The sequence below is a fragment of the Streptomyces sp. BBFR102 genome (genome assembly GCF_051397025.1).
Classification (GTDB): domain Bacteria; phylum Actinomycetota; class Actinomycetes; order Streptomycetales; family Streptomycetaceae; genus Streptomyces.
In genome coordinates, this window is sequence record NZ_CP195757.1 from 2895230 (window position 1) to 2920318 (window position 25089).

The 25089-nt window shown below is 71.1% G+C and carries 22 protein-coding genes and 2 tRNA genes; 14 read left to right on the top strand and 10 right to left on the bottom strand.

Annotated elements, in window-relative coordinates; translation table 11 throughout:
* The first annotated feature begins 125 nt into the window (after window positions 1–125).
* The 3 genes from ACSLIC_RS12830 to ACSLIC_RS12840 all read left to right on the top strand — a co-directional run bounded on the left by ACSLIC_RS12830 (window position 126) and on the right by ACSLIC_RS12840 (window position 3733).
* Window positions 126–254: a DLW-39 family protein gene (locus ACSLIC_RS12830; RefSeq protein ID WP_003999697.1), complete on the top strand. Its 129-nt coding sequence runs from the start codon at window positions 126–128 to the stop codon at window positions 252–254.
* A 240-nt stretch (window positions 255–494) separates the two neighbouring features.
* A complete protein-coding gene (locus tag ACSLIC_RS12835; RefSeq protein WP_436737790.1) occupies window positions 495–2447 on the top strand; it encodes a vWA domain-containing protein in 1953 nt (650 codons plus the stop codon).
* Complete coding sequence (locus ACSLIC_RS12840) at window positions 2444–3733, top strand: hypothetical protein (protein ID WP_436737791.1); 1290 nt, start codon at window positions 2444–2446, stop codon at window positions 3731–3733. Before ACSLIC_RS12835 ends, ACSLIC_RS12840 begins: the two co-directional genes overlap by 4 nt.
* On the opposite strand, the gene ACSLIC_RS12845 is transcribed toward ACSLIC_RS12840, so the two are convergent.
* Together ACSLIC_RS12845 and ACSLIC_RS12850 are read right to left on the bottom strand one after the other, a co-directional pair.
* Complete coding sequence (locus ACSLIC_RS12845) at window positions 3724–5097, bottom strand: serine/threonine-protein kinase (protein WP_436737792.1); 1374 nt, start codon at window positions 5095–5097, stop codon at window positions 3724–3726. The two genes, ACSLIC_RS12840 and ACSLIC_RS12845, sit on opposite strands and share 10 nt — an antisense overlap.
* Window positions 5098–5144: 47 nt before the next feature.
* Window positions 5145–5693, bottom strand: a complete 549-nt coding sequence (locus ACSLIC_RS12850) for a helix-turn-helix domain-containing protein (RefSeq protein WP_436737793.1) — start codon at window positions 5691–5693, stop codon at window positions 5145–5147.
* A 221-nt stretch (window positions 5694–5914) separates the two neighbouring features.
* Between ACSLIC_RS12850 and ACSLIC_RS12855 the strand changes: the two genes are divergently transcribed.
* Together ACSLIC_RS12855 and ACSLIC_RS12860 are read left to right on the top strand one after the other, a co-directional pair.
* Window positions 5915–5987 (top strand) — tRNA-Ala (locus tag ACSLIC_RS12855).
* Window positions 5988–6089: 102 nt separating this feature from the next.
* On the top strand, window positions 6090–6572 hold the full coding sequence (locus ACSLIC_RS12860; protein WP_436737794.1) for a hypothetical protein: 483 nt from the start codon (window positions 6090–6092) through the stop codon (window positions 6570–6572).
* An 833-nt stretch (window positions 6573–7405) separates the two neighbouring features.
* Here ACSLIC_RS12860 and ACSLIC_RS12865 read toward each other — a convergent pair.
* Window positions 7406–8134: a DUF5324 family protein gene (locus ACSLIC_RS12865; protein WP_436737795.1), complete on the bottom strand. Its 729-nt coding sequence runs from the start codon at window positions 8132–8134 to the stop codon at window positions 7406–7408.
* A 370-nt stretch (window positions 8135–8504) separates the two neighbouring features.
* On the opposite strand from ACSLIC_RS12865, the gene ACSLIC_RS12870 reads away from it, so the two are divergent.
* A complete protein-coding gene (locus ACSLIC_RS12870) occupies window positions 8505–9038 on the top strand; it encodes a peptidylprolyl isomerase (protein ID WP_436737796.1) in 534 nt (177 codons plus the stop codon).
* Window positions 9039–9180: 142 nt separating this feature from the next.
* A complete protein-coding gene (locus tag ACSLIC_RS12875) occupies window positions 9181–10080 on the top strand; it encodes a rhomboid family intramembrane serine protease (RefSeq protein ID WP_436737797.1) in 900 nt (299 codons plus the stop codon).
* Between the two features lie 366 nt (window positions 10081–10446).
* Here ACSLIC_RS12875 and crgA read toward each other — a convergent pair whose 3' ends face one another.
* Window positions 10447–10701, bottom strand: a complete 255-nt coding sequence (gene crgA / locus ACSLIC_RS12880; RefSeq protein ID WP_436737798.1) for a cell division protein CrgA — start codon at window positions 10699–10701, stop codon at window positions 10447–10449.
* 142 nt (window positions 10702–10843) lie between these two features.
* Between crgA and ACSLIC_RS12885 the strand changes: the two genes are divergently transcribed.
* The 5 genes from ACSLIC_RS12885 to ACSLIC_RS12905 all read left to right on the top strand — a co-directional run bounded on the left by ACSLIC_RS12885 (window position 10844) and on the right by ACSLIC_RS12905 (window position 14774).
* Complete coding sequence (locus tag ACSLIC_RS12885; protein ID WP_436737799.1) at window positions 10844–11626, top strand: DUF881 domain-containing protein; 783 nt, start codon at window positions 10844–10846, stop codon at window positions 11624–11626.
* A gap of 263 nt (window positions 11627–11889) precedes the next feature.
* Window positions 11890–12063 (top strand): hypothetical protein, encoded by a 174-nt coding sequence (locus tag ACSLIC_RS12890; protein ID WP_436737800.1) that lies wholly within the window; start codon window positions 11890–11892, stop codon window positions 12061–12063.
* Window positions 12063–12701, top strand: a complete 639-nt coding sequence (locus ACSLIC_RS12895) for an aminodeoxychorismate/anthranilate synthase component II (RefSeq protein WP_436737801.1) — start codon at window positions 12063–12065, stop codon at window positions 12699–12701. Before ACSLIC_RS12890 ends, ACSLIC_RS12895 begins: the two co-directional genes overlap by 1 nt.
* A complete protein-coding gene (locus ACSLIC_RS12900) occupies window positions 12698–14017 on the top strand; it encodes a class E sortase (RefSeq protein ID WP_436737802.1) in 1320 nt (439 codons plus the stop codon). Before ACSLIC_RS12895 ends, ACSLIC_RS12900 begins: the two co-directional genes overlap by 4 nt.
* A complete protein-coding gene (locus tag ACSLIC_RS12905; protein WP_436737803.1) occupies window positions 14001–14774 on the top strand; it encodes a class E sortase in 774 nt (257 codons plus the stop codon). Before ACSLIC_RS12900 ends, ACSLIC_RS12905 begins: the two co-directional genes overlap by 17 nt.
* A gap of 81 nt (window positions 14775–14855) precedes the next feature.
* On the opposite strand, the gene pknB is transcribed toward ACSLIC_RS12905, so the two are convergent.
* The 6 genes from pknB to ACSLIC_RS12935 form a co-directional block, all read right to left on the bottom strand.
* Window positions 14856–16826, bottom strand: a complete 1971-nt coding sequence (pknB, locus tag ACSLIC_RS12910) for a Stk1 family PASTA domain-containing Ser/Thr kinase (RefSeq protein ID WP_436737804.1) — start codon at window positions 16824–16826, stop codon at window positions 14856–14858.
* 193 nt (window positions 16827–17019) lie between these two features.
* Window positions 17020–18477, bottom strand: coding sequence for a peptidoglycan D,D-transpeptidase FtsI family protein (locus ACSLIC_RS12915; RefSeq protein WP_436737805.1), 1458 nt, complete (start codon window positions 18475–18477; stop codon window positions 17020–17022).
* A complete protein-coding gene (locus tag ACSLIC_RS12920; protein WP_436737806.1) occupies window positions 18474–19898 on the bottom strand; it encodes an FtsW/RodA/SpoVE family cell cycle protein in 1425 nt (474 codons plus the stop codon). The genes ACSLIC_RS12915 and ACSLIC_RS12920 overlap by 4 nt, the downstream gene beginning before the upstream one ends.
* A 26-nt stretch (window positions 19899–19924) precedes the next feature.
* Entirely contained in the window at window positions 19925–21409 is a 1485-nt protein-coding gene (locus ACSLIC_RS12925; RefSeq protein ID WP_436737807.1) for a Stp1/IreP family PP2C-type Ser/Thr phosphatase, read from the bottom strand.
* Window positions 21410–21553: 144 nt separating this feature from the next.
* Entirely contained in the window at window positions 21554–22069 is a 516-nt protein-coding gene (locus ACSLIC_RS12930; protein ID WP_436737808.1) for an FHA domain-containing protein FhaB/FipA, read from the bottom strand.
* A gap of 10 nt (window positions 22070–22079) precedes the next feature.
* The gene (locus ACSLIC_RS12935) at window positions 22080–22946 is read right to left on the bottom strand and encodes an FhaA domain-containing protein (protein ID WP_436737809.1); all 867 of its coding nucleotides are present in this window, start codon (window positions 22944–22946) and stop codon (window positions 22080–22082) included.
* Window positions 22947–23537: 591 nt separating this feature from the next.
* Here ACSLIC_RS12935 and ACSLIC_RS12940 point away from each other — a divergent pair.
* Together ACSLIC_RS12940 and ACSLIC_RS12945 are read left to right on the top strand one after the other, a co-directional pair.
* Window positions 23538–23624, top strand: a tRNA-Leu gene (locus ACSLIC_RS12940).
* 418 nt (window positions 23625–24042) lie between these two features.
* Entirely contained in the window at window positions 24043–25017 is a 975-nt protein-coding gene (locus tag ACSLIC_RS12945) for a J domain-containing protein (RefSeq protein ID WP_436737810.1), read from the top strand.
* The last annotated feature ends 72 nt before the right edge of the window (window positions 25018–25089 follow it).

Genomic DNA, 25089 nt, shown 5'->3' on the forward strand with positions numbered 1-25089 from the left:
TCCTGAGCGGCGCCAGGGGAGTTGAGGTGCGCGAGGAGAGGGGAACAGGTCACCGATCGATATCGGTCGGTGTGTATAGTCGGCCGTCAGAGGTCTCCTACGTCAACGAAAGACGAGGTCGCGCGGTGAAGAAGCTTCTCCTGGTCGCACTGGCCGCCATCGGCGGGCTCCTCGTGTACCGCCAGATCCAGGCGGATCGCGCCGAGCAGGATCTGTGGACGGAGGCGACCGACTCCGTTCCCACGGGTTCGTGAGCATCGTCGGTCCTTCACTGACCCCGGCCGCATCGCGGCCGGGGTTTTGTGTGTCCGGGGGCGGGCGAAGGCGGGGGCCGGTTCGGGATGCGGGGTGCGCTCCCCTGTCGTAGGGCGGCCCGTTGTTGCGGTTCCGTGATGGGCTGGGCCCTTGAGTTCGCCCTCGCAAATCAATAGCTTGCGTGAGCAAAGAACCGGTGAGGACGGCGCGGCCACGGCCCGCGCGGGACAGGGGGAACGGTGAAGGCTCGGCTCGGCCGCCGGACGGCGGCGGTACTTCTCACCGGGGTGCTCTGCGCCCTGGCCGCGGGCCCGCCCGTGGCCGCCGCCCCGCCCCGAGCCCCCGAACCGGCCACCGGAGCCGGCGGTCTCGTCATGGTCCTCGACTCCTCCGGCTCCATGGCCGACGAGGCGGGCGGCGGACGTACCCGCATCGAGGCGGCCCGGGACGCGGTCGGCACCGTGGTGGACAGCCTGCCGGACGGCTATCCGACCGGGCTCAGGCTCTACGGCGCCGACCGCGCCAGCGGCTGCACGGACACCCGACTCGCCCGGCCCGTCGAGCCGTTGGACCGGGACGCGATGAAGAAGGCGGTCGCCGGTGTCGAGCCGAAGGGCGACACCCCGATCGGGCTCTCCCTCCAGAAGGCCGTCGCCGACCTGCCCGAGCCGGAGCCGGGCGCGGTCGGGCGCCGTACCGTGCTGCTCATCTCGGACGGCGAGGACAACTGCGGTTCCCCGCCGCCCTGCGAGGCCGCCGAGCAACTCGCCGAGTCCGGCCTCGACCTGAGGATCGACGCCATCGGCTTCCAGGTGAAGGGCAAGGCCCGCGAGGAGCTGACCTGCGTCGCTGAGGCCGGGCACGGGGCGTACTACGAGGCGCCGGACGCTGCGGCCCTTGCCCGCCAGTTGCAGCGCGCCGCCGAACTCTCGGCCGGGGGCTACCAGTTCGAGGGAGACGTGGTCGAAGGCTCGGCCTCGGTGAAGGGGGCGCCCTCCATCGGGCCCGGTCAGTACCTCGACTCCATCGGCCCGGGGGAGACCCGGTGGTACGCCGCCGCACTGGACGCCACCGGCACCGTCGACTTCGGCGTGACGGCCGTACCGCAGCCGGGAGTTCCGGTCGGGTACTCCGACGGGCTCGAACTGCGGGTGCACAGCTCCGGGGAGTTCCCGAGGGTCTGCGACAACGCGCGGGCCACCTTCCAGCAGGACGAGGGCGCCCTGCCGGTCAGCGGCGCGGTCAGCCGCGTCCCGACCGCGAAGGCCAACGCGGCTTGTGACGAGGCCGGCACGTACCACCTGGAGGTCAAGCGGGTCTCCGGGGACGGCGCCGACCGGGCGCGCTGGCCGCTGGAGCTGCGGATGGCGGTCGAGGAGCCCCTGGCCAGGGGAACCGTCCCGGCCCAGTCCGCCACGGAGTTCGGGGAGATCGCCAAGGACCGGGCGCCGCGCGTCGAGGGCCCGGCGAAGGCCGTGACCGGGGGTACCGGCTTCAACGACGCCGTGCGGATCGGCGAGGGCGTCTGGAAGGACGGGCTGCTGCCCGCCCAGACCCGCTGGTACAAGGTGAAGGTCGGCTGGGGCCAGCAGCTGCGCTACACCGTCGACTTCGGCAACGAGCCGACCATCGACCACGACGACCTGGTGATCCGCCGCTCCTTCGCCTCGACCTCGCTGCACGCGCCGTCGCGGGCGCCGATCAGCACGGGCACGGAGTTCAGCGACCACAAGGGGTACTTCGGCAAACCGTCCGTCCTCGACCACGGCACCGTGCCCGTGACCTGGACCAACCGCTGGGAGCCGGCCGCCCACGTGAAGCCGGTGCGCGCGGCCGGGGACTACTACCTCGCGGTCTCGCTCGGCCCCGACACCGCGACGTTCGCGGAGAACCCGGCGATCGGCGTGGTCCTCCGCGTCGAGGTGGCCGGTACCGAACTGGCCGGGCCCCAGAAGGACGCCCCGGCCGCGGCGGACGCCCCCGAGGAGGCTCCGGCGGCCGGTGCCGAGGGGGAGGAGAAGGGCCCGGTGAAGGACACGGCAGCCGTGGAGGAGGCAGGATGGCCCCCGCCGTGGGTGCTCGCCGCGGCGGGCGGGGCGCTGGCGCTGCTCGCGGTGGCGGCCGCGGCCCTGGTCGTCCGGCGCCGTGCCGGGCGGGGCGCGGGCGGTTCGACGAGGGGTGGCACAGGATGAGAGGGCGCGGTCTCGGCGCGGTGGGCCTGGCGCTGGCGGCGGTGCTGCTGGGCACGGCCCCGGTGCGGGCGGAGGGCGGCACGGCCCCGTACGTCTTCGCCGACGGTGCCGAGCAGGTCGCCGGGGAGGTGAGCAGCACCGACGCGCACACCCTGGCCGCCGGGCGGGCCTACCGCTCCCGGATCGGGCCCGGCGAGACGCTGTACTACGCCGTCGACCTGGACGCCTCCTCGTACGCGTACGCCTCGGCGGTCGCCGTGCCGAAGCCGGGGGCGAAGGTGGAGGCGGGGGACAGCCTCACCGTGACCCTGCGGGACCGCCGCGACAACCAGTGCGGCACGGGGGACGCGCGGTTCGGCTCGGCCGAGTACCCGCGTCCGCTGGCCGCGCAGGCGGTGCGGGCCGTCGAGCCGGATGCCGGGGCCTGTCAGGAGGCGGGGCCGTACTTCGTGGTCGTGGAGCGTACGACGGAGGGGACGTCCGCGCAGGAGCCCTGGCAGCTCGAACTGCGGCTGCTCACCGAGCCCGCGGTGGAGGGCAAGGGCGGCCCGACCCAGGCGCCTTCGCCGAGCCCCACGGACGCCCCGGCCGACATACCCGGGGGCGAGCCCGTGGAACGTCCGGGCGGCACGGGCTTCAACGACTCCGTCGCGCTGGCCGACGGCAGCTTCAAGACCCGCCTGAAGCCCGGCGAATCGGTCTTCTACCGGGTGCCGGTCGACTGGGGCCAGCGTCTGTACGTCGAGCCCGAACTGGGCAGTGCGACCTCCGGCAAGTCGATCGCGCTCGTCACCGGTGCCCTGCAGACGGCGCTCTACAACCCCGCCTACGGTCCGGTCACGGACGACTCCCTGGTCTTCAGCGGAAGCCCCCAGACCAGGAGGTCGGCCCCGCTCCAGCCGGTCGCCTACGCGAATCGGCACGCCCCGGCCGCGGACGTCAACGGCGTGCGCTTCGCCGGCTGGTACTACGTGCAGCTCACCCTCTCCCCCGAGATGGCCGAGGTCTTCCGGGGTGGCGACTTCGGTGTCACCCTGCGGGTCCGTGTGCAGGGGGAGCCCGCCGGCGGGCCCCGCTACGCCGGGGACGCCGGGCCCTTCCAGGTCGGCGACCGGGAACGGGACGCCGCCGAGGACGGCCGCAGCGACGCCGAGGTGACGCGCTCCGAGACCATGGCCGTGGTCGCCGCCTCCGGGATCGGCACCGGCACGGTGCTCCTGGCGGGCCTCGGGACGTGGTTCTGGGTGGCGCGGCGCGGCGCGGCCCGGAGCGGGGGTCAGGTCTGAGTGAGGGCCCAGAGGCCGACGGCCAGGCAGACCAGGGCGACCAGGAGGACCGGGACGGCGATCTTCGCGGAGGGGCCGGGGCGCGGGCGGGAGGCGGCCTGCGCCCGCGCCGGGGGCGCAGGCCGCGGGTAGCCGTAGCCGGGCGCCTGGGCCTGCGGGTAGCCGTAGGCGGGCTGGGCCGGGAAGGAGGGGTGCGGCCGGGGATCGCCCGGAGCGGTGTACGGGCGGGTGTCGGCGTATCCCGGTACGGGGGCCGGCGCGGGCGCCGTGGTGGCGGGCTGGTGGACGGAGGCGGTGGGGGCCTGGGCGGGGACGAAGGTGGGGTCCGGCGCCGGAGGCGGGGGCTGGGTGGACGGTGCGGCCGGGGCCCGGGGCGCGGGTGGGGCGAGGGGGAAGCCGTCCGTGCTGGTCCGGTCCGGGGTGGCCGCCGGGGCGTCCGGGCCGGGGGGCGGGGTCCCGGCCCCGGCGGGCGTGGCCTCGGCCGCCTTCGGCTCGGGGCCGTCGGGCCCGAACCCCGGGGGCAGCGGGCCGATCTGGTCGAAGACCTCGACCGGCTCCTCCCCGGTCCCCGGCAGCAGTTCGGCCGCGGAGGCGAGGGCCTTGCGGGCGCCGGTGGCGGTGCGGAAGCGGGCCTGCGGGTCGGGCTGGAGGAGGGTGGCGACGACCTGCCAGAGCGGCTCGGGGATCGCGTCGGGGGCGCTCGGTGTCCCGTGCTCCGCGAAGTGCTCCACCAGAGCCTGGGAGTCGGGCTTGCGCCCCTGGAGGAGGTAGAGCGCGACCAGGCCGACCGCGAACAGGTCGGCGGTGAAGTCGGGTTCGGCGCCCAGAAGCTGCTCGGGGGCGAAGTAACCAGGCGTGCCGACCACGTAGTTGGTCTCGGTGAGGCGCGGCTCGCCCTGGCGCATGGAGATGCCGAAGTCCGAGAGGCGCAGGTGCGGGCGGCCCGAACCGGTGGCCTCCAGCAGGATGTTGGCCGGCTTGATGTCCCGGTGGATCACGCCCTCGGCGTGCACGGCGGCGAGGCCGGCGAGCAGCTGGTCCAGCAGGAGGCAGACGAAGCGCGGCGGCAACGCCCCGTAGTCGCCGATCAGATGGGCGAGCGAGCCGCCGCTGACCAGGTCCATGGTGAACAGCACCTGGTCGTCGTCGGCCGCCCAGCTGGCCGGGGCGAGCACGTGCGGGTGGTCGATCCGCAGGGCCTGTTCACGGACGAACCGCAGCAAGGTGTGGGCGTCGCGCTGCTGGAGCACCTTGGCCGCGACGTACCTGCGCCGACGGTGGTCCCAGGCGCGCCACACGGCGCCGACCCCGCCCCGCCCGATCGGATCGGCCAGTTCGTACCGGCCGGCGAAGACCTCACCCATGCTGCGCCATGCTCCCCGTGTGTCTCGTCCGTCGGGGCCGACGGACGTCAGTTCTGGTGCGACTCGTAGTGGGCGACCGCCTCGGAGGTGCGCCCGGCGCCGTACACCCGTAGGAACTCTGCCAGTTCGGGGTGGGTGGGGGCGAGGGTGTCGGCGGCGTCGATGATGTCCCCGGCCGCCGCGACCGACCGCAGCAGCGACTGGATCTCGCGTACCACCCGCTTGACGGTGGGGGCACCGGAGCCGGTCGCGGTCTGCCCGGTCTGGGAGAGGACCGAACCTCCCTGCGACCTCTTGATCTCGTCCATCCGCGCGCTCGCCTCCCCCGCGCTGACACTGCCGTCGGCGACCTGGCCGGCGAGCTCCTGGAGCAGCTGCACCCGCTGGACCACCGCGGGGTTGCCGATCTTCGCGCGCTGCCCGCTCATCAGCTGGGAGAGCATCGGCGCGGAGAGGCCGAGGACTCCGGCGAGCCGTGCCTGGTTGAGCCCGAGATCGTCGATGAGCCGTCGGAACAGCGCCCCCAGCGGCTCCCCGTACCAGTTCCGCTGGAGCTCCCGCGCTCTGGCGGTCGCTTCCTGCTGCGCTGCGTCCATGCCCACTCCCCTTCGCTGCTGCGAACCTCGCCACATCTTACGGAGCGTGGTCTACGGCCGGGAGCCCTCTTCACCGCCGTCCTCGTCGGCACCGGGCCCGTACGGCCCACCGGGGGCGGACGGGCCCGGAGCGAACTGTTTTTACGAGATCGGCCCGGGACCGGTACTCTTGGTCGCGGTCGACGCCGACGGGTGCCCTCCGGCACACGTCACGTCCTCCCGGGGCCTTAGCTCAGTTGGTAGAGCGCTGTCTTTGCATGGCAGATGTCAGGAGTTCGACTCTCCTAGGCTCCACACTCTAGAGAGGGCCTCTGACCTGCGGATACGCGGGTCAGAGGCCCTCTCCGTGCTCATAACGTCAACCGTGTCGACGTCGAGCTGTCGCACGGTCCCGTCATGGCTCCGATCAGGAAACGGCGGAGAAGGGACGGCACGTTCAGTTACGCCGTGCTGTTTCGGGCTGGTGGCTTGCGTGACGCCAAACAGGAGTCCGAGGTTTTCGAGGACGAGACGTCCGCCAGGAGCTGGGCCGCCAGGAGCGAAGCCGTGACCTGCGGGCACACGTCGGCGTGCTTGGTGACCAGCTCGCGGACCCAGCGAGGGACCGGTGCGTCCGTCGTGAGCCCGTCACCGGGGCCCGTTTCCTCTGCCGACGCGCCCCCGGCCGCGCCGAACGTCGTCAGCAGGGCGACCCCCGAAACGGCCGTGGCTGTGAAGAGGCCCGGACCGAGGCCGAACGCTGTCTTCTTCATAGCCGCCCCGTCATGCCCAGGGGAGCGCGACGACGCGCCAGCCCTCGGTGGTGCGTTCCAGCTGGAGGGCGACGTGCTCTTCGGTCTGCCGCTTCGGCCCGACTTCGGGATGGTCTTGAGGGCGTAGCTCACCCGGACCAGCGCCGAGTCCTCTTCGGGGAGGGAGCGCCGTCAGGAACCGCGACCGAGGTGACCGAAGCCCGCTGATCAGCATTCTCTGCCCTGAGGGCGGCCCAGAGGGCGGCCTGGATCGGCCGCACCTCTGCCAAGGTCGGCGCCAAGGCGCCGGTGGCGAGCTTCGCGGCCCGGGCGCCGGCGTCGGCGTACGCCTGGTCCCTCCCGTCCCGAGCGTCGTGCTCTGCGTAGGCGCGCGTGAAGGCTCGCGCGGTTCGCTCGACGCCCTGCGGCAGTTGCGCGTTGGCGGCCGGTGGAATGCGAGCGGTGCTCGGCTCCGGGCTGATGGAGGCCGAGGGCGAGGGGGACGGTGGCGGCGTCGTTCGAGCGGTTGGGGAGTCCGCAGCAGCGGTGCAACCGACCGTGAGTGCGGCCAATCCCGAGACGGCTATGACGGTTGATAACGGTTGATATATGAATGAGACGGCATGATCGAGGCATGCGGAACCGCAATCTCTGATGCGGAGGGAGAGCGGGTGTTGCGGTCTTCACGGGACTGCAGCACCCCTTCGCGGGATATTGATCCGAAATTCTTTGAGTTCAGGTTCGTTGATGGTGTGTGAGTGATCTGGTGGGCGAGATGGCGGGCGGGCGGCCGGGACGCCCTGCTGTCGCGTGCCCGAGGCCGTCGCGCGGGCGAGCAGCCGAGCACTGGCCCCTGGGGGGAATCGCGAGGGGCCTCGGCGTCGGCCGGTTTCGCCCGGTCACACGTGTGCGGGTGTCGATGTTTCACGTGAAACATCGACACCCGCACACGTGTGACCGGGCCAGGCCAGGCCAGACTCGTCAAGCGGACCTGGAGCCACCCTCCTCGTCGAGCCTGTCCGTCTCGGTGTCGGCCTGCTTGGCGCGTACCTCCGGGTCGAGGAGGCCCTGTCCGGCGCCGTCCACGGAGGTCAGCGGCGGCCCGTCCGGGACCTCGGTGGGAGCGGGGGGCTCCACCAGCCAGTCCGGGTTGGCCTGCTTGTCCCACCACTTCCAGGCGGCCAGCGCACCACCCGCCACGGCTCCGAGTACCAGCGCCGAGAGGGCGAACCGCTTGCCGCGCCCCCGACGCTTCTGCTTGCGGGCCAGCTTCTCGATCTGCTGGGCGCTCACCTGGCCCCGCAGGGCGGCCAGCGCGGCGGCGGACCGGGCGGCCGCTTCCTCGCGGGCCGGCTGAGCGGCGGCCACGGCCTGCTCCAGGCGGGGCCGGGAGTAGGCCGCGGCCTGCTGGGCGGCCCGCCGGGTGTGGGCGGCCGCCCTGTGTGCGACTTCGTCGACCTTGGGCGGGACGTGGGCGCGGGCGTTCTCCAGGCGCGGCGCAAGGTGGGCGTCGTATCGGATGCGTGCCTGGTCGGCCGCCTGTGCGGCGGCCAGCGACACCTTGGGTGCGAGCCGGACGCGGGCCTCATGGCTCAGGTGGGCGGCGCGTTCCTTGGCTGTTTCGGCGTAGGGAGCCACCGCCTCCGCGGCGTGCCGCGCGCTCTCCTTCGCCGAGCCGGTCGCGGCGCGCACGCTGTCGATGCGGGTCACGGGTTCCTCCTCCTCGGTGGCGTATGTGAGTGCCTGGGGGTTATGCCCCAGAAGGCGAATAATTCTCCTGATAGCTCGCCTTTCCACCCTTTTCGCGATGATGCCTTCCCTCGGGGCCCACAGCACACAGGGGCGGGCATCCGGGTCACGCCGGGCCGCGATCGGTACGTCACGGCGGCCCTCGCCACAGCGCGTGCCCGCTTCCCGGCGTGGCACTCCCCGCCGTCCACGCCCGGGCGGTTTCGGGGTGGGTGTTGCCGTACAAGGGTGGCGCCCGGGGGGTAATCGCCCGAATCAGGGGAGGGAAGTGCCCGGCGCGTGCGGACCGTGCGAGGATCGGTGCGTCACAGAGGACAACGGAAGGCACATCGTGGCTGAGCAGCTTTACGCCACCCTGAAGACCAACCACGGCGACATCAACGTGCGGCTTCTGCCGAACCACGCGCCGAAGACGGTCAAGAACTTCGTCGAGCTCGCCACCGGTGAGCGGGAGTGGACGAACCCGGAGACCGGCCAGAAGACGACGGACAAGCTGTACGACGGCACGGTCTTCCACCGCGTGATCAGCGGCTTCATGATCCAGGGCGGCGACCCGCTGGGCAACGGCACCGGTGGCCCCGGCTACAAGTTCGGTGACGAGTTCCACCCGGACCTCGCCTTCAACAAGCCCTACCTGCTGGCCATGGCCAACGCCGGCCCGGGCACCAACGGCTCGCAGTTCTTCGTCACCGTCTCGCCGACCGCTTGGCTGACCGGCAAGCACACCATCTTCGGTGAGGTCGCGGACGCCGCGAGCCAGAAGGTCGTCGACGAGATCGCCGCCGTCAAGACCAACCCGCGCACCGACCGCCCCGTCAACGACGTGGTCATCGAGTCGGTCGTGGTGGAGAACCGCGAGGGCTGATCCCCGACGGCTCGGCGCTCGCCGTGAGTCCGTGCAGGGAACCTTTCCGCCCCGCCCATCCGTACAGAGGATGGGCGGGGCGGCGCGCTGACCGCGCGGTCCGGATCGCCGTACGAGGAACGTTGTGAGGGGAAGAGATCCCATGGATCAGGGCCCATCCGGAGCGCCTGGCGCGCGCGACGCCCACGGCCTGCCGGGCTGCTACCGGCACCCGGACCGTGAGACCGGGATCAGCTGCGTGCGCTGCGAGCGGCCCATCTGCCCCCAGTGCATGGTCAGCGCCTCGGTCGGCTTCCAGTGCCCGGACTGCGTCCGCGGCGGCTCGGGCACCGGCTCCTCCGCGGTGAACGCGCCGCGCACCCTCGCCGGCGGCACCATCGCGGCCGACCCCCGGCTGCTCACCAAGATCCTGCTGGGGATCAACGCCGCCGTCTTCGTCGCCATCCTGGCGATGGGTGACGAGTTCGCGGCGCACCTGGTGCTGGTCGGTGCCTTCCCACCGCCGGAGTTCGGCTGGGAACCGGTCATGGGTGTGGCGGCCGGTGAGTGGTACCGGCTGGTCACGTCGGTCTTCGCCCACCAGGAGTTCCTGCACTTCGCTTCCAACATGCTCCTGCTCTGGTGGCTGGGGGGACCGCTGGAGGCCGCCCTCGGGCGTGCCCGGTATCTGGCGCTCTACCTGATCTCCGGCCTGGCCGGCAGCGCCCTCACCTACGTCGTCGCCGCTCCCCAGCAGCCCTCGCTCGGTGCCTCCGGCGCCGTCTTCGGCCTGATGGGCGCCACCGTGATCCTGATGCGGCGCCTCAACCAGGACCTGCGCCCCGTCCTGGTCCTCGTCGCGCTGAACCTCGCGTTCACGGTGCTGGCCCCGCGGATCGCCTGGGAGGCGCACGTCGGCGGTCTGGTCGCGGGGGCGATCATCGGCTATGCCATGGTCCACGCGCCGCGCGGGCGCAGGGCGCTGGTCCAGTGGGGAGCCTGCGGTGCGGTCCTGGTTGCCGCGCTGGTCATGATCGTCGTCCGGACGTTGGCGCTGGCCTGACGGCGTACGGGCCTAGCAGAGGGCTGGGGTCGGTTGTGCACATCGGGGTGAGCGCCACCCGTCCGGGCGAGCGACACACCAGGGTTGTACACATGTTCGAATCTCGATGTGCGGGTTATCCACAGACTGTGCCGGATCTTGTGCACAGTGTGCGGAACGCGTTCGCCCCTCGCCTCTGACCTGGTACTTCCCAGGAGGGGCAAGGGGCGAACAGAGGTCCTACGTGCCGGCGGCCAGTCGTACCGGCGTCAACCGCAGATGAGTTATCCACAGATCTTCCGACCTTTTCCCCAGGTGTGGATAACCCAGTGGATAGCTTGGGGCAGGGCTTGCCTCAGCGGGCCGGAAGAGCTGCGGGCCGGTCGGCTACTTCCACTGCGTGGAGACGCCGAAGCCGGCCGCGATGAAGCCGAAGCCGATGACGATGTTCCAGTTGCCGAAGGAGTCGATCGGGAGGCTGCCGTCCGTCAGGTAGAAGACGACGATCCACGCCAGGCCGATCAGGAACAGGGCGAGCATCACCGGCGCCACCCAGCCCCGGCTGGTCAGCTTTATCTCGGTGGACTGCTTCGCCGGGGGCGGCGTGTAATCAGCCTTCTTGCGGATACGTGACTTCGGCACGAGGGGCTCTCCTGTCGATGCGCTGCGTGGCCGCGCAGGGGGACGGTGGCTGGCTCCGGGCGGGTGGCCCGGGGCGGTGTGGTCTCCCCCGGCCGTCCGTTAGCGTAGTGCTTCCGTGGTGCCGAAGGAGAGCAAGGGTACGTTGAGCAATTCTGCCGACTCACCCCACGCGGACTCCAGTCCTGACCGTGGGCGATTCCGCTGGCGTCCCGTGCGTCTTCTCACCGTGGGCGTCTTCGCGCTGGCCGGTCTGATCTTCGTGACCAGCTTCAACACGGCTCGCGGGACCAACATCCGCACCGACACCGCGCTGCTGAAGCTCTCGGACCTCATCCGGGACCGCAGTCACAAGAACGGTGAGCTGGAAGACACCAACCGCGCGCTGCGTGAAGAGGTCGAAGCCCTGGCCGAGCGTGACGACGGCAGCACCGACGCCGAGGACGCCCAGCTCGGCGCCTTGGAGAAGGCCGCCGGAACCAAGCCGATCACCGGTTCCTCCGTCTCCGTGACCCTCGCCGACGCCCCGCCCGACGCCACCCCCAAGCTGCCGGGTTACCCCGACCCCCACCCCAACGACCTCGTGATCCACCAGCAGGATCTGCAGGCCGTGGTGAACGCGCTGTGGAAGGGGGGCGCCCAGGGCATCAAGGTCATGGACCAGCGGCTCATCTCCACCAGCGCGGTCCGCTGCGTCGGCAACACCCTGATCCTCCAGGGGCGGGTCTACTCGCCGCCCTACACCGTCACGGCCGTGGGGGACCAGGAGAAACTCAGGCAGGCGCTCGCCGAGTCCCCGGAGATCCAGAACTACATGCTCTACGTCAACGCCTACGGCCTCGGCTGGAAGGTCGAGGACGCGGAGAAGACCAAACTCGACGGCTACTCCGGCACCGTCGACCTGCACTACGCCAAGCCGGTCTCCTGAACCGGCCCCGTTCCGCTGAGCCTGCTCGATGTTTCACGTGAAACATCGTGGTTTCACGTGAAACACCCCTTGGTTTCACGTGAAACACCCCTTGGTTTCACGTGAAACATCACCTCCCCGTGCCCGCCCGGTGGTGTGGCGGGTCCCCAATCTCCGAGGACGACCCGAGGAGAAGGCCGATCCCTTTAGTCTGGTGCTGCAACTACGTGAGTCGGTATGCCCAGCGGTCAACCATCGCGCGCGGCAGGACAAGTGGGGACGGCATGTACGGCTGGATCTGGCGGCATCTGCCGGGCAATGCCTGGGTGAGGGCGTTCATCTCTCTGCTTCTCGCCCTCGCTGTGGTCTACGCGCTCTTCGAGTACGTCTTCCCGTGGGCCGAGCCCCTGCTTCCGTTCAACGACGTGACCGTGGACGACGCCCGGGGGGCCCACTGATGAGCGCGCGCATTCTGGTCGTCGACAACTACGACAGCTTCGTCTTCAACCTCGTCCAGTACCTCTACCAGCTCGGCGCCGAGTGCGAGGTCGTGCGCAACGACGAGGTCCGGACCTCCCACGCCCAGGACGGCTTCGACGGCGTCCTGCTCTCGCCCGGCCCCGGCGCCCCCGAGCAGGCCGGCGTCTGTATCGAGATGGTGCGCCACTGCGCGGACACCGGCGTCCCCGTCTTCGGCGTCTGCCTCGGCATGCAGTCGATGGCGGTCGCCTACGGCGGCGTCGTGGACCGCGCCCCGGAACTGCTCCACGGCAAGACCTCTCCGGTCTTCCACGAGGGCCACGGGGTCTTCGCGGGGCTCCCGTCGCCCTTCATCGCCACCCGGTACCACTCGCTGGCGGCCGAACCCGAGCGCGTCCCCGAGGAGCTGGAGGTCACCGCTCGCACCGCCGACGGGATCATCATGGGCGTGCGGCACCGGGAACTGCCCGTCGAAGGCGTCCAGTTCCACCCCGAGTCGGTCCTCACCGAACACGGGCACCTCATGCTCGCCAACTGGCTGGCGGAGTGCGGCGACACCGGGGCCGTAGGGCGGTCGAGGGGGCTCGCGCCGGTGGTGGGCAAGGCCACGGAGTGACCGACCTGCGGCCCGAGCGCGAGACGGCCGCCGGGGGGCCGGTCGACCCGCTCACGGACCCGCTCCCCGACGTGCTGGCCGGCAGCCACAGCTCCCCCTGGTTCCGCGCCGAGCAGCTCCCACAGCGAGGCCAGGGCCACGACGTCTTCACGCCCCAGCCGCCACCCGCCGGCCCGTACGCGCCCATCCCCGGCGGCCCGTACGCGGCGACTCCGCAGGCCGCGTATCAGCCCCCCACGGCCGCCCCCGTCCACGCCGCCGAGCAGCTCCCCGCCGAGCCGCCTGCCGCCTACACCGGGGAACCCGCCTACGTCGCACCGGGCGGCTGCGCGTCTGCGCAGGCCCAGCCGGAGCCCGCGTCCGCCGAGGACGCGTACAGCCCCGTGCCGGAGGTCTCCCGGGACGGCGAGACGATGGCGCTGCGGGCGGTCGGCCCGGCACGGACGGACGAGGAGCACCGCGACCCCCGGCCGGGGGCCGACGGCGTCGAAGGGGGCCGGGCGGCGCGGCGCAAGGCAGCCAAGCGAAAGGCCCGGCCGGGGGGCCGCCGCGCCGGGTCCGGCCGCCGCCGTGCCGCACCCGCCGAGCCGCCGGAGCGGCCCCGTACCCGCGTCGAGGCGCGGAGGGCGGCGCGGGCCCGGAAGCCGAGCGCCGCCACGGTCGCCAGCAGCGTGATCGGCGAGCTGTTCATCACCATCGGCGTCCTGATGCTGCTCTTCGTGACCTACCAGCTCTGGTGGACCAACGTGCGCGCCCAGCAGCAGGCGGACGGAGCCGCCAGCAGTCTCCAGCAGGACTGGGAGCGGGGGGAGCGGAAGCCGGGGGCGTTCGAGGCCGGTCAGGGCTTCGCCATCCTGCACATCCCGAAGCTGGACGTCGTCGTCCCGGTGGCCTCGGGCATCGACAAGGAGCGTGTCCTCGACCGGGGCATGGCGGGCCACTACGCCGAGGGCTCCCTGAAGACGGCGCTGCCCGCGGCGAAGGAGGGGAACTTCGCCGTCGCGGGCCACCGGAACACCCACGGAGAACCCTTCCGGTACGTCAATCGGCTCACACCGGGCGACCCGATCGTGGTGGAGACCCAGGACACCTACTACGTGTACGAGATGGCGAGCATCCTGCCGCAGACTCCCCCGTCCAACACGGCCGTCATCGACCCCGTGCCCGCGGGATCGGGGTTCACGAAGCCCGGCCGGTACATCACGCTCACCACCTGCACCCCGGAATTCACCAGTACGTATCGGATGATCGTCTGGGGCAAGATGGTCGAGGAACGGCCGCGCAGCAAGGGCAAGCCCGATGCGCTCGTCGATTGAGTCGGACCGGACGGACGGGGCAGCGCCAGTGGCAGCGACGAAGACGCAGGACAGGACGGACGAGGAGTCCGTCGCCGCGCCGCGCAGAAGCAAGCGCGGCATCATCGCGACCGGGGTCGGGGTCTTCGGCGAACTGCTGATCACCGCGGGCGTCGTCCTCGGCCTCTTCGTCGCCTACTCGCTCTGGTGGACCAACGTCGTCGCCGACCGGGAGGCCGGCAAGCAGGGTGAATCGGTCCGCGACCGCTGGGCCGGCGGCCCTGGAGCACTCGACACCAAGGACGGCGTCGGCTTCCTGCACGTCCCGGCGATGAAGAACGGCGAGGTGCTCGTCAAGAAGGGCACCGAGAGCTCCCTGCTCAACAAGGGCGTCGCCGGCTACTACACCGACCCGGTGAAGTCGGCTCTCCCCTCCGACGACAAGGGCAACTTCACCCTGGCGGCCCACCGCGACGGCCACGGCGCCAAGTTCCACAACATCGACAGGATCAAGAAGGGCGACCCGATCGTCTTCGAGACGAAGGACTCCTGGTACGTCTACAAGACGTTCGCGATCCTTCCCGAGACCTCGAAGTACAACGTGAAGGTCCTGGAGGCCGTTCCGGAGGAGTCCGGCGCCACGAAGCCCGGCCGGTACATCACGCTCACCACCTGCACCCCGGTGTACACCTCGGACTACCGCTACATCGTCTGGGGCGAGCTGGACCGTGTGGAGAAGGTCGACAACCAGCGCACCCCACCGGCCGAGCTGCGCTAGGACCGCCTCGACGAAGCCCCGGCACCGTTCATCCGGTGCCGGGGCTTCGCGTTCACGTGCTGTCGCGCGGGAAGGGCGGTCCTAGCCGCCGAAGAGGCCGCCGTCGGCGCCGGGCGGGCCGACCGTGGTCAGGTTGACCGCGGTGCCCTTCGGGACCTCCGCGTCCTCGCCCGGGTCCAGCGCGGCAACGAGCGCTTTGTCGTCCGGGGAGCCGGAGATGTCGCCGACCGCCAGGCCCGCGTCGGTCAGGGCCTTCTTCACGTCGCCGAGCTTCTGACCGCGCAGGCCGCCCGGGACCTTGACCTTCTCGGCCGCCTTGGCGATCTTCAGGGTGACCGTGGAGCCGGGCTGGACCTGGGCCTGGGGTGCGGGGGTCTGGGCGAAGACCTTGCCGGCCTCCGCCTCGCTCTCCTCCTCGACGCAGCTCGCCTTGAGGTCGCTGCCCTCCAGTTGCGAGGTGGCCTCCTCGCAGGTCTTGCCGCTGACGTCCGGCACCGCCGTCATCGCCTTCTCCTTGGCGATGGTCAGCGTGATCGTGGTGCCCTTCTCGACCTCGGAGTCACGTTCGGGGTCCTGGCCGATCACCGTGCCGGGGGTCTGGTCGGACTCCTCGGCACTCTGCTCGATGTCGGTGAAGCCCTTCGCCTTGAGCTGCTCCTCGGCCTTCTCGAAGGAGAGCCCCTTGACGTCCGGGACCGTGATCTTCGGGGCGCCGGTGGAGACGACCACCTTGACGGTGGTGCCGCGCTCGACCATGGCGCCCTCGCCCTGGCCCGGCTCGGGGTCCTGGCTGCAGATGTGCTTGGCGGGCTGGTCCTCGCACTCCTCGCGGGCGGAGACCTCCAGCTTGAGGTCGATGTTGTCGGCCTTCTTCTTGGCCTTGGCCTCGGTGCTTCCGACGAAGTTGGGGACCTTGACCGTGGTGTCGCCACCCCTTTCCCCGAAGATCGCCTTGCCGATGAAGATGGCGCCCACGAGGACCAGGACGCCGGCGGCGATCAGGAAGACCGTCGACAGGTTGGTGTTCTTCTTCGGCTGCTGGCGGCGGCGCCCGGGCCGGTCGTCGTAGCCGTAGCCGCCGTCGTCCGGGTTGACCGGCGGAAGCATGGAGGTGGGGGCGGAGCCGTCCTGCGCGTGCATCGCCGTGGTCGGCTGGTCGTCCGGGTAGCCGCTGTAGCCGACCGCGCCCATGGCCGCGGTGGCGCCGACGGGCTGGCCGTCGAGGCACGCCTCGATGTCGGCGCGCATCTCGTCCGCCGACTGGTAGCGGTAGTCCGGGTCCTTGACCAGGGCCTTCAGGACGATCGCGTCCATCTCGGGCGTGATCTCGGGGTCGAAGACGCTCGGAGCCTGGGCCTCTTCGCGCACGTGCTGGTAGGCGACGGCGACCGGGGAGTCCCCGACGAAGGGAGGCCGGACGGTGAGCAGCTCGTAGAGCAGGCAGCCCGTGGAGTACAGGTCGGAACGGGCGTCCACCTGCTCGCCCTTGGCCTGCTCCGGGGAGAGGTACTGGGCGGTGCCGATGACGGCGGAGGTCTGCGTCATCGTCATACCGGAGTCGCCCATGGCCCGGGCGATGCCGAAGTCCATGACCTTGACCTGGCCGTTGCGGGTCAGCATCACGTTGGCCGGCTTGATGTCGCGGTGGACGATGCCGGCCCGGTGCGAGTACTCCAGCGCCTGGAGGATGCCGATGGTCATCTCCATGGAGCGCTCGGGCAGCAGCTTGCGGCCCGAGTGCAGCAGTTCACGGAGGGTGGAGCCGTCGACGTACTCCATGACGATGTACGGGATGGAGACCCCGTCGACGTAGTCCTCGCCGGTGTCGTAGACGGCGACGATCGCGGGGTGGTTGAGCGAGGCGGCCGACTGGGCCTCGCGGCGGAACCGGGCTTGGAAGGACGGGTCGCGGGCGAGGTCGGCCCGGAGCGTCTTCACGGCGACGGTCCGGCCGAGACGCGTGTCGTGGGCGAGGTACACCTCGGCCATGCCACCACGGCCGAGCACCGAGCCCAGCTCGTACCGGCCGCCCAGGCGACGCGGCTCTTCCATAGCTACCTACCAGCTCTCTCCGTCGGTCCCGACCGCACCCGTGTGTGGTCCGGCGGTGTGCTGCCCGGCCATACGGTACCCGCCCCGCACAGGCCGGACCGGCCCCGGCCGTGAGCTGATACCTGACCGGTATCCCCGCGCGTGAAGATCCACAACTACCGGACCGCTACGGGGGCCATGGCCGGCCGCCGGCTCACTTCTTGCCCAGGACCGCCTCCATGACGGACTTGGCGATCGGCGCGGCGAGGCCCCCACCGGAGATGTCGTCGCGCTCGGCGCTGCCGTCCTCGACGACCACCGCGACCGCCACCGGGGAGCCCTCGGCCGTCTTGGCGAAGGAGATGAACCAGGCGTAGGGCTTCTCGCTGTTGTCGATACCGTGCTGCGCGGTACCGGTCTTGCCGCCGACGGTGACGCCCGGGATGCGCGCGTTGGACCCCGTGCCGTCGTTGACGACCGTCTCCATCATCTGCTGGAGCTTCTGCGCGTTCTCCTTCGAGAGCGGCTCGCTCATCTTCTTCGGCTCGTGCGTCTCGATGGTGTCGAGGCCCGGCGCCTGCAGCTCGCGCACCATGTACGGCTCCATGAGGACACCGTCGTTGGCGATGGCCGAGGTGACCATGGCCATCTGGAGCGGGGTGGCGGCGGTCTCGAACTGGCCGATGGAGGAGAGCGCGGTCTGCGCCTTGTCCATCTCCTTCGGGAAGACCGAGGCGTTGGAGCGGACCGGCGTGAACTGCTCCTCGTTGAAGCCGAACTTCTCCGCCGTCTCCAGCATCTTGTCCTTGCCGAGGTCGGCGCCGATCTTGCCGAAGACGGTGTTGCAGGAGACCCGCAGCGCGTCGCGGAGGGTGGCGTCCTCGCAGGGGATGTTGCCCTCGTTCGGCAGCGGTGTCGTGGTGCCCGGCATGATCCACGGGAGCGGGGTGTCGGTCTTCGCGTCGACGTCGGTGACCAGGCCGTGCTCCAGGGCGGCCGCCGCCGTGAGGACCTTGAAGGTCGAGCCGGGCGGGTACGTCTCGCGCAGCGCCCGGTTGACCAGCGGCTTGTCCTTGTTCTTGTCGAGCTTGGAGAACTCCTCGCCGTCCTTGTTGGTGATCCCGGCGAAGACCCCGGGGTCGTAGGACGGGGTGGAGGCGAGGGCGAGGATCGCGCCGGTGGAGGGGTCGAGCGCGGCGACGGCGCCCTTGCGGTCGCCGAGGCCCTCGAACGCGGCCTTCTGGGCGCTCTCGCTCAGCGTCGTGACGACGTTGCCGCCCTCCTTCTTCTTGCCGGTCAGCATGTCGAGCGTGCGGCGGAAGAAGAGGCGGTCGTCGTTGCCGGTGAGGATGCCGTCCTCAAGGTTCTCGATCTGCGAGGCACCGACGAGCTGCGAGGCGTACCCGGTGACCGGGGCCCACATCTCGCCGTTCTTGTAGGTGCGCTTGTACTCGTAGTCGGTGCCCTCGGTGGCCTTGGAGCCGGTGATGGACTTGCCGTCCACGATGATGTCGCCGCGCGGCTGGGCGTACCGCTCGATGGAGACGCGACGGTTCTTCTCGTGCGTGGCCAGCTCGTCGGCCTTCACGTACTGGATCCAGTTGGCCCGCAGCAGCAGGGCGAGGACCAGCAGGCCGCAGAAGATCGCGATCCGGCGCAGGGGCTTGTTCACGGGCGCACCACCTGGGTCATCTCGGCGTCGGGGGAAGGAGCCGGCGCCGGGGCGGGACGGCGGGCGGTGTCACTGATGCGGATCAGGATGGCGATCAGCGCCCAGTTGGCGAGCACCGACGAACCACCGTACGCGAGGAAGGGCATGGTCATACCGGTCAGCGGGATGAGCCCCATCACGCCGCCGGCGACCACGAAGACCTGGAGGGCGAAGGCGCCGGTCAGCCCGATGGCGAAGAGCTTGCCGAACGGGTCGCGGGCGGCCAGCGCGGTACGGGCGCCGCGCTCGATGATCAGGGCGTAGAGGAGGAAGAAGGCCATGACCCCGGCAAGGCCGAGCTCCTCGCCGACGGTGGAGAAGATGAAGTCGGAGTTGGCCGCGAAGCCGATGAGGTCGGAGTCGCCCTGGCCGAGGCCGGTGCCGAGGACGCCGCCCGAGCCGAACGACATGACCGACTGGCCGATCTGCTCGCACGCCCCGGAGTCCGCGTAGCAGCTGAAGGGGTCGAGCCAGGCGTTGACGCGGAGCTGCACGTGGGAGGCGAAGGAGGCGACGCCGACGGCGCCGGCCGCCGCCATGCCCAGGCCGATGACGATCCAGCTGGTCCGCTCGGTGGCCACGTACAGCATGATCACGAACATGCCGAAGAAGAGCAGCGAGGTGCCGAGGTCGTTCTCGAAGATGAGGACGAGGAGGCTGACCGCCCAGATCATCAGGATCGGGCCGAGGTCGCGGCCGCGCGGCAGGTAGAGCCCCATGAAACGGCGGCTGGCCAGGGCGAGCGCGTCGCGCTTCACCATCAGGTACCCGGCGAAGAAGATCGCGATGACGATCTTGGCGAACTCACCGGGCTGGATGGAGAATCCGCCGACGTTGATCCAGATCTTGGCGCCGAAGACGTCCGTGCCGAGCCCCGGCACGAGCGGCAGCAGCAGCAGGATGATCGCGCCCACCATGGAGATGTACGTGTACCGCTGGAGGATGCGGTGGTCCTTGAGGAAGATCACCACGGCGACGAAGAACGCGATGCCGATCGCGGAGTACATCAGCTGGTTGGGCGCGGAGGCCGAGAAGGAGCCGTACGCCCTCTTGGCCAGCTGCTGGAGCCGCTCCGACTGGTCCAGGCGCCAGATCAGCACCAGGCCCAGGCCGTTGAGCAGGGTCGCCAGCGGGAGCAGCAGGGGGTCGGCGTAAGGCGCGAAGCGGCGCACCACGATGTGGCCCACGCCGGCCAGCAGGCCGAGGCCGATGCCGTAGCCGATGAGGCCCGTGGGGATCTCGTCGTTGATCGCGAGGCCCACGTTGACGTAGGCGAACACGGGGATGACCACCGCGAACACCAGAAGGGCGAGTTCGGTGTTGCGGCGGCTCGGCGCGCCGATGGCCCCGATGGTGGAAGTCTGTGTCGTACTACTGCTCATGGCGTGAAAAGGCCCCCAACGGCTGCTTACTGCTTACCGCACAGCGGGACCAGCTTCTGCTCTTCCTCCGAGAGGCTGGGGCCGGGCGTGGGAGTGGCATCGGACTTGTTCTTGCTCTTGGCGTCGTCGGCGAGGTCCTCGGCCGCGTCGGAGTCGCCCTTGCCGGGCTTCGCCTCCTCCTGCTGCTTCTGCGCGGCGGTGCGGCGCTCGGCGTTCTTCTTGCAGGCGGACGCCTGGACGCCGAGTTCCTCGACCTTCTCCCTGGCCTCGTCCATGCCGCCCTCGGCGATGGTCGCCTCCACCTGCTTGCGCTGGTACGGCGGGAGGTACTTGAGTTCGATCTCGGGGTGGTCGCGGTGGACCTTGGAGAGCGACACCCAGGCCAGATCCTGGTTGATGCCCTGGAAGAGGGCGACGTGGTTGCCCTTGGTTCCCACGTAGTACTGGGTCTGGGTCCAGCGGTAGCCGCCGTAGAGGCCGCCGCCGACGACCGCGAGGGCCAGCACCGTGTACAGGGACCGCTTCAGCCAGGCACGGCCGCGCCGCGGCTTGTCGAAGTCCGCGTCGCCGTACGCGCCGAAGGAGTTCTCCGGGGCGTACTCGGCGGAGGAGCCGCTTCCGGGTGGGCCGAAGGAGCCGCTGGGGGCGGACGGTCCGCGGCCGAGGCCCGCCGCGCGGCCGGCCGGGGTCTCCATGGCACCGCTGTCCTGCTGCTGTTGCTGGTTCTCCGCGACAGCGCCGACGACCACGGGGGTGTCGTTGAGCTGGGTGGTGAGGGTGTCGTTGGAGTCGACGTCGAGGACGTCGGCGACGATGCAGGTGATGTTGTCCGGGCCGCCGCCGCGCAGGGCGAGCTGGATCAGCTCCTGGATGGTCTCCTGCGGGCCCTGGTAACTGGCGAGGGTCTCCTCCATCGTCTGGTGGGAGACGACGCCGGAGAGGCCGTCGGAGCAGATCAAGTACCGGTCGCCGGCGCGGACCTCGCGGATCGAGAGGTCGGGTTCGACATGGTCGCCGCTGCCCAGCGCGCGCATCAGCAGCGAGCGCTGCGGGTGCGTCGTCGCCTCCTCCTCGGTGATGCGCCCCTCGTCCACGAGACGCTGCACCCAGGTGTGGTCCTGCGTGATCTGGGTGAGCACACCGTCCCGCAGGAGGTACGCGCGGGAGTCGCCGACGTGCACGAGGCCCAGCCGCTGGCCGGTCCACAGCAGGGCGGTGAGCGTGGTGCCCATCCCCTCCAGCTGCGGGTCCTCCTCGACCATCACCCTGAGTTGGTCGTTGGCCCGCTGCACGGCGGCGCCCAGCGAGGTGAGGATGTCGGAGCCGGGGATCTCGTCGTCGAGCTCCACGAGGGTCGTGATGACCTCGGAGCTGGCGACCTCGCCCGCGGCCTGGCCGCCCATGCCGTCGGCGATGGCGAGGAGGCGGGGGCCGGCGTAACCGGAGTCCTCGTTCCCCTCGCGGATCATGCCCTTGTGCGACCCCGCCGCGAAGCGCAGTGACAGGCTCATGCGCCGCACCTCGCCTGTCGACGGTTCCGGGTACAGCCGGTCTGATCGAGCCACACTGCCCACCCTCCGGTCGGGAGCGCCTCCTGAATCGGACCCTGACGGTGGATCACGACGGCCCGCTCGCTCCGCTCACTCATTGTCGTACTACTTCCGCAGCTCGATGACGGTCTTGCCGATACGGATCGGTGCGCCCAGCGGAATCGGTGTCGGGGTGGTGAGCCGGGTCCGGTCGAGATAGGTGCCGTTGGTCGACCCGAGGTCCTCGACGATCCACTTGCCGTCGCGGTCCGGGTAGATCCTGGCATGCCTGCTGGAGGCGTAGTCGTCGTCCAGCACGATGGTGGAGTCGTGGGCGCGGCCGAGCGAGATCGTCTGCCCCTGGAGGGCGACGGTGGTGCCGGTGAGTGACCCTTCGGACACCACCAGCTTCGTCGGTGCCCCGCGCCGCTGGCGGCTCGACCCGCCCTGGGCGCGCTGCGACGGCGGCGCGGCCTGCTGGCGTTGTTGCTGCGGCCGTGCTTCGGCGGTCCGCCGTGCTCCGCGCTGGGTGACCCGCGTGCCGAACAGGTCGCTCCGGATGACCTGGACGGCCACGATCACGAACAGCCACAGAACGGCCAGGAAACCCAGCCGCATGACCGTCAGGGTCAGCTCTGACATTGCCCCCGCTTCACCCTTCGGCTTGCCGGTAAATGATGGTGGTGTTGCCCACGACGATTCGCGAGCCGTCGCGGAGCGTAGCGCGGGTGGTGTGCTGTCCGTCCACCACGATGCCGTTGGTCGACCCGAGGTCCTGGACCGTGGAGGGCGAACCCGTCCGGATCTCGCAGTGTCTGCGGGAGACTCCGGGGTCGTCGATGCGCACGTCGGCCTCGGTGCTCCGGCCGAGTACGAGGGTGGAGCGGGAGATCTGGTGGCGGTTGCCGTTGATCTCGATCCAGCGGCGGGTGGTGGCGCCCGCCCCGGCGAGCGAGGGTCCGCCGCCGTGCGTCCCGGGCGGAGGGCCCGCCGGCATGGGAGGCGGCGAGGCCGGGGGCTGCGGGTAGCCGTAGCCGCCCTGGGTGGGCCGGCCGGGAAGGGGTGCGGGGCCGCCGCCCTGCCCGGGCGCCGGGGGGTAGGCGTGGCTGCCGGGGGCGGGTGCGCCGCCCGGCGTCTGGGAGGTGCTGGAGGCCAGCGTGCGGCTGCGGACGCGGTACAGGCCCGTGTCGAGGTCGTCGGCCTTCTCCAGGTGGACCTTGATGGGGCCCATGAAGGAGTACCGCTGCTGCTTGGCGTAGTCGCGGACCATGCCGGACAACTCGTCGCCCAGCTGGCCCGAGTACGGGCTGAGCCGCTCGAAGTCCGGGGTGGAGAGCTCGACGATGAAGTCGTTGGGGACGACCGTGCGGTCGCGGTTCCAGATCGTCGCGTTGTTGTCGCACTCGCGCTGGAGCGCGCCGGCGATCTCGACCGGCTGCACCTCGGACTTGAAGACCTTGGCGAAGGTGCCGTTGACCAAACCCTCGAGCCGCTGCTCGAAACGCTTCAGGACTCCCATGGGGCACCTCCTCCGTCGTTGGCTTCCTGGTACTGCTTACTGATCGTATCCACGCCCCGGGAAATCGGCTGGTTCCCCCTGTCGGCCCCGTCCACGAGTGTCGCCCCTCACAAGACATGCCCCGTGCACGCCGATTCACGACTCGGGGCGAACCTTTCCGGGGGACCCTGCCACGGCCGCGGGGGGCCTTGCCAGGGTCCTGGGCCCCGGCGCGCGCTCCCGGGTGCCCCGTCGGTGGGCGGTCCGGGCCGCAGGCGCGGTCCGGACCCTCTCACGGGCCGGCCGGCGTCACGCACTCCCGCCCGCGCACCGTGCCTTCCCGGTGCTCTCCCTGTTCAGTGTCCCGTATACGGGACACAGACGGGAGCGCCCGGCGGCGGATCGTGCCCTCCCGGGTGCGGGGTGGGGCGGGGCGAAGTGGCCTTGCGGAGGCGGGGAAGGGCTCCGCGGAGGTTCTGGTTCCGAGGTCTCGGCGGGTCGCGGGCGGGCTCGGGGAAAGCGAGGTGATTCCACCCTGAGCACCGTGCTAATCTTCTGCATGTCGGAAGGCGCCGCGCCCCACCAGGGCCGGACCGGAAGTCAACACCCAATGCGCGGGTGGCGGAATAGGCAGACGCGCTGGATTCAGGTTCCAGTGCCCGAAAGGGCGTGGGGGTTCAACTCCCCCCTCGCGCACCATGGAGACCGGGTCTCCATCAGGACGAAAGTTCTGGTGGGGGCCCGGTTCTCGTTGTGCCCGCGTGCCGTTGGCGGGCGGACGGCTGTGGTGTTCCGAGGCGCCTCCGCGTCGAGTGGTGCCGAGTCCCTCGGGCGCGGTGCGCCGCCGGTGGTCAGGGGCCGGTTCGTGCGATGTGACGATTGTCTCAGGCGGCTCGGGCGGTGATCGGCCCCCGGGGGCGGGCTGTTCGGCAGGGCCGCGGACTGTCCGGTGCGGCCGGGACGCGTGGGTCAGGTGGGGTGTCGGTGACCGGGGAGGGGGCGGGAGCCCCCGTGCGTGGGTGTCCGCGGGCGTCCCCAGCCGGGCTCAGGGACGGCGCCCCTACCCCCGCCTCACCGACGAGCACCCCCGTTCGGCCACAGGGCCTACGCTGGACGGGTGACGAGCCCGGAAGCCGAATCTCAGCCCGCCCCCGCCCAGGACGAGCCTTCCCCGGGCGCGCCCTTTACCTCGGAACCCGCCGCCGAGGGGCCCACCGGCGCGGCTGCCTCCGACGGGGCACCCGCAGGCCGGAAGCGAGCCGGTGGCCCCGCCGAAGCCGCCGCCGAGCCGGCCGGTCCCGGCGGGGCCGACTCCCCCCGGCGACCCGAGGAGCGGCTGGAGAAGGCGGTCCGGGCCGCCGAGCAGGCGTTGATCGAGTTCGAGATCGCGGTGGAGACCTTCCGGGTGGAGGTCGAGAACTTCTCCCGGCTGCATCACCAGAAACTCGGCCCGATGTACACCCGCCTCGACGAGCTGGACGCCCAGATCGCCGAGGCGAAGGCGGCGCGGACCGGTGACGCCGAGGATCTGCGGCTGGCCAAGGAGGCCAGGGCGAGGGTCATGCCGATGCCGGGGGTGGAGGAGCTGTTCCACGGCTGGCTCGACTCCGGGGGGCTCTCCCCCGAGGGGGCCGCCATGCTCACCGACCAGCCGGTGCGTCCGCCGCAGCGGGTCCGCCCCAGTGCCGACGCCCGCCGTCTCTACCGGGACCTGGTGCGCAAGGCCCACCCCGACCTGGCACCGGGGGAGGCCGAGCGGGCGCGCCGGGACGCCTTCATCGCCCGGGTCAACAACGCGTACACACTCGGCGACGAGGCGGCGCTGCGGGCGCTGACCGCCGAGTGGGAGGCGGGTCCGGCGCCGGAGGAGCAGCCGCCGAGCCGGAGCGAGGAGTTGTACGCGCGGCTGGAGTGGCTGGCCGAGCGCAAGGAGATGCTGACGCTGATCGCGAAGGAGCTGGAGGACGGGGCGATCGGCTCGATGCTGCGCGTGGCGCAGGACGACCCCGACGGGCTGCTGGACCAGATCGCCGAGCAGCTCCTCGCCGAGGTCGCCGGACGCGAGCGGGAGCTGGCCGCGTTGCTGGGGTGACCGGCGCCGGGGGGCGGGGACGGCCGCGGCGGGGCGCGGGGCGGACCGAGGGCGTCCGGTAGCGTCGGGCCC

What these genes read in the sequence shown, in the direction of transcription:
- ACSLIC_RS12860 (WP_436737794.1), top strand. Translation starts at nt 6,090, where the DNA reads ATGGCTCCGATCAGGAAACGGCGGAGAAGGGACGGCACGTTCAGTTAC.
- ACSLIC_RS12930 (WP_436737808.1), bottom strand. Translation starts at nt 22,069, where the DNA reads ATGTCAGAGCTGACCCTGACGGTCATGCGGCTGGGTTTCCTGGCCGTT.
- ACSLIC_RS12920 (WP_436737806.1), bottom strand. Translation starts at nt 19,898, where the DNA reads ATGAGCAGTAGTACGACACAGACTTCCACCATCGGGGCCATCGGCGCG.
- pknB (WP_436737804.1), bottom strand. Translation starts at nt 16,826, where the DNA reads ATGGAAGAGCCGCGTCGCCTGGGCGGCCGGTACGAGCTGGGCTCGGTG.
- ACSLIC_RS12905 (WP_436737803.1), top strand. Translation starts at nt 14,001, where the DNA reads ATGCGCTCGTCGATTGAGTCGGACCGGACGGACGGGGCAGCGCCAGTG.
- ACSLIC_RS12845 (WP_436737792.1), bottom strand. Translation starts at nt 5,097, where the DNA reads ATGGGTGAGGTCTTCGCCGGCCGGTACGAACTGGCCGATCCGATCGGG.
- ACSLIC_RS12890 (WP_436737800.1), top strand. Translation starts at nt 11,890, where the DNA reads ATGTACGGCTGGATCTGGCGGCATCTGCCGGGCAATGCCTGGGTGAGG.
- ACSLIC_RS12895 (WP_436737801.1), top strand. Translation starts at nt 12,063, where the DNA reads ATGAGCGCGCGCATTCTGGTCGTCGACAACTACGACAGCTTCGTCTTC.
- ACSLIC_RS12925 (WP_436737807.1), bottom strand. Translation starts at nt 21,409, where the DNA reads ATGAGCCTGTCACTGCGCTTCGCGGCGGGGTCGCACAAGGGCATGATC.
- ACSLIC_RS12875 (WP_436737797.1), top strand. Translation starts at nt 9,181, where the DNA reads ATGGATCAGGGCCCATCCGGAGCGCCTGGCGCGCGCGACGCCCACGGC.
- ACSLIC_RS12935 (WP_436737809.1), bottom strand. Translation starts at nt 22,946, where the DNA reads ATGGGAGTCCTGAAGCGTTTCGAGCAGCGGCTCGAGGGTTTGGTCAAC.
- ACSLIC_RS12850 (WP_436737793.1), bottom strand. Translation starts at nt 5,693, where the DNA reads ATGGACGCAGCGCAGCAGGAAGCGACCGCCAGAGCGCGGGAGCTCCAG.
- ACSLIC_RS12840 (WP_436737791.1), top strand. Translation starts at nt 2,444, where the DNA reads ATGAGAGGGCGCGGTCTCGGCGCGGTGGGCCTGGCGCTGGCGGCGGTG.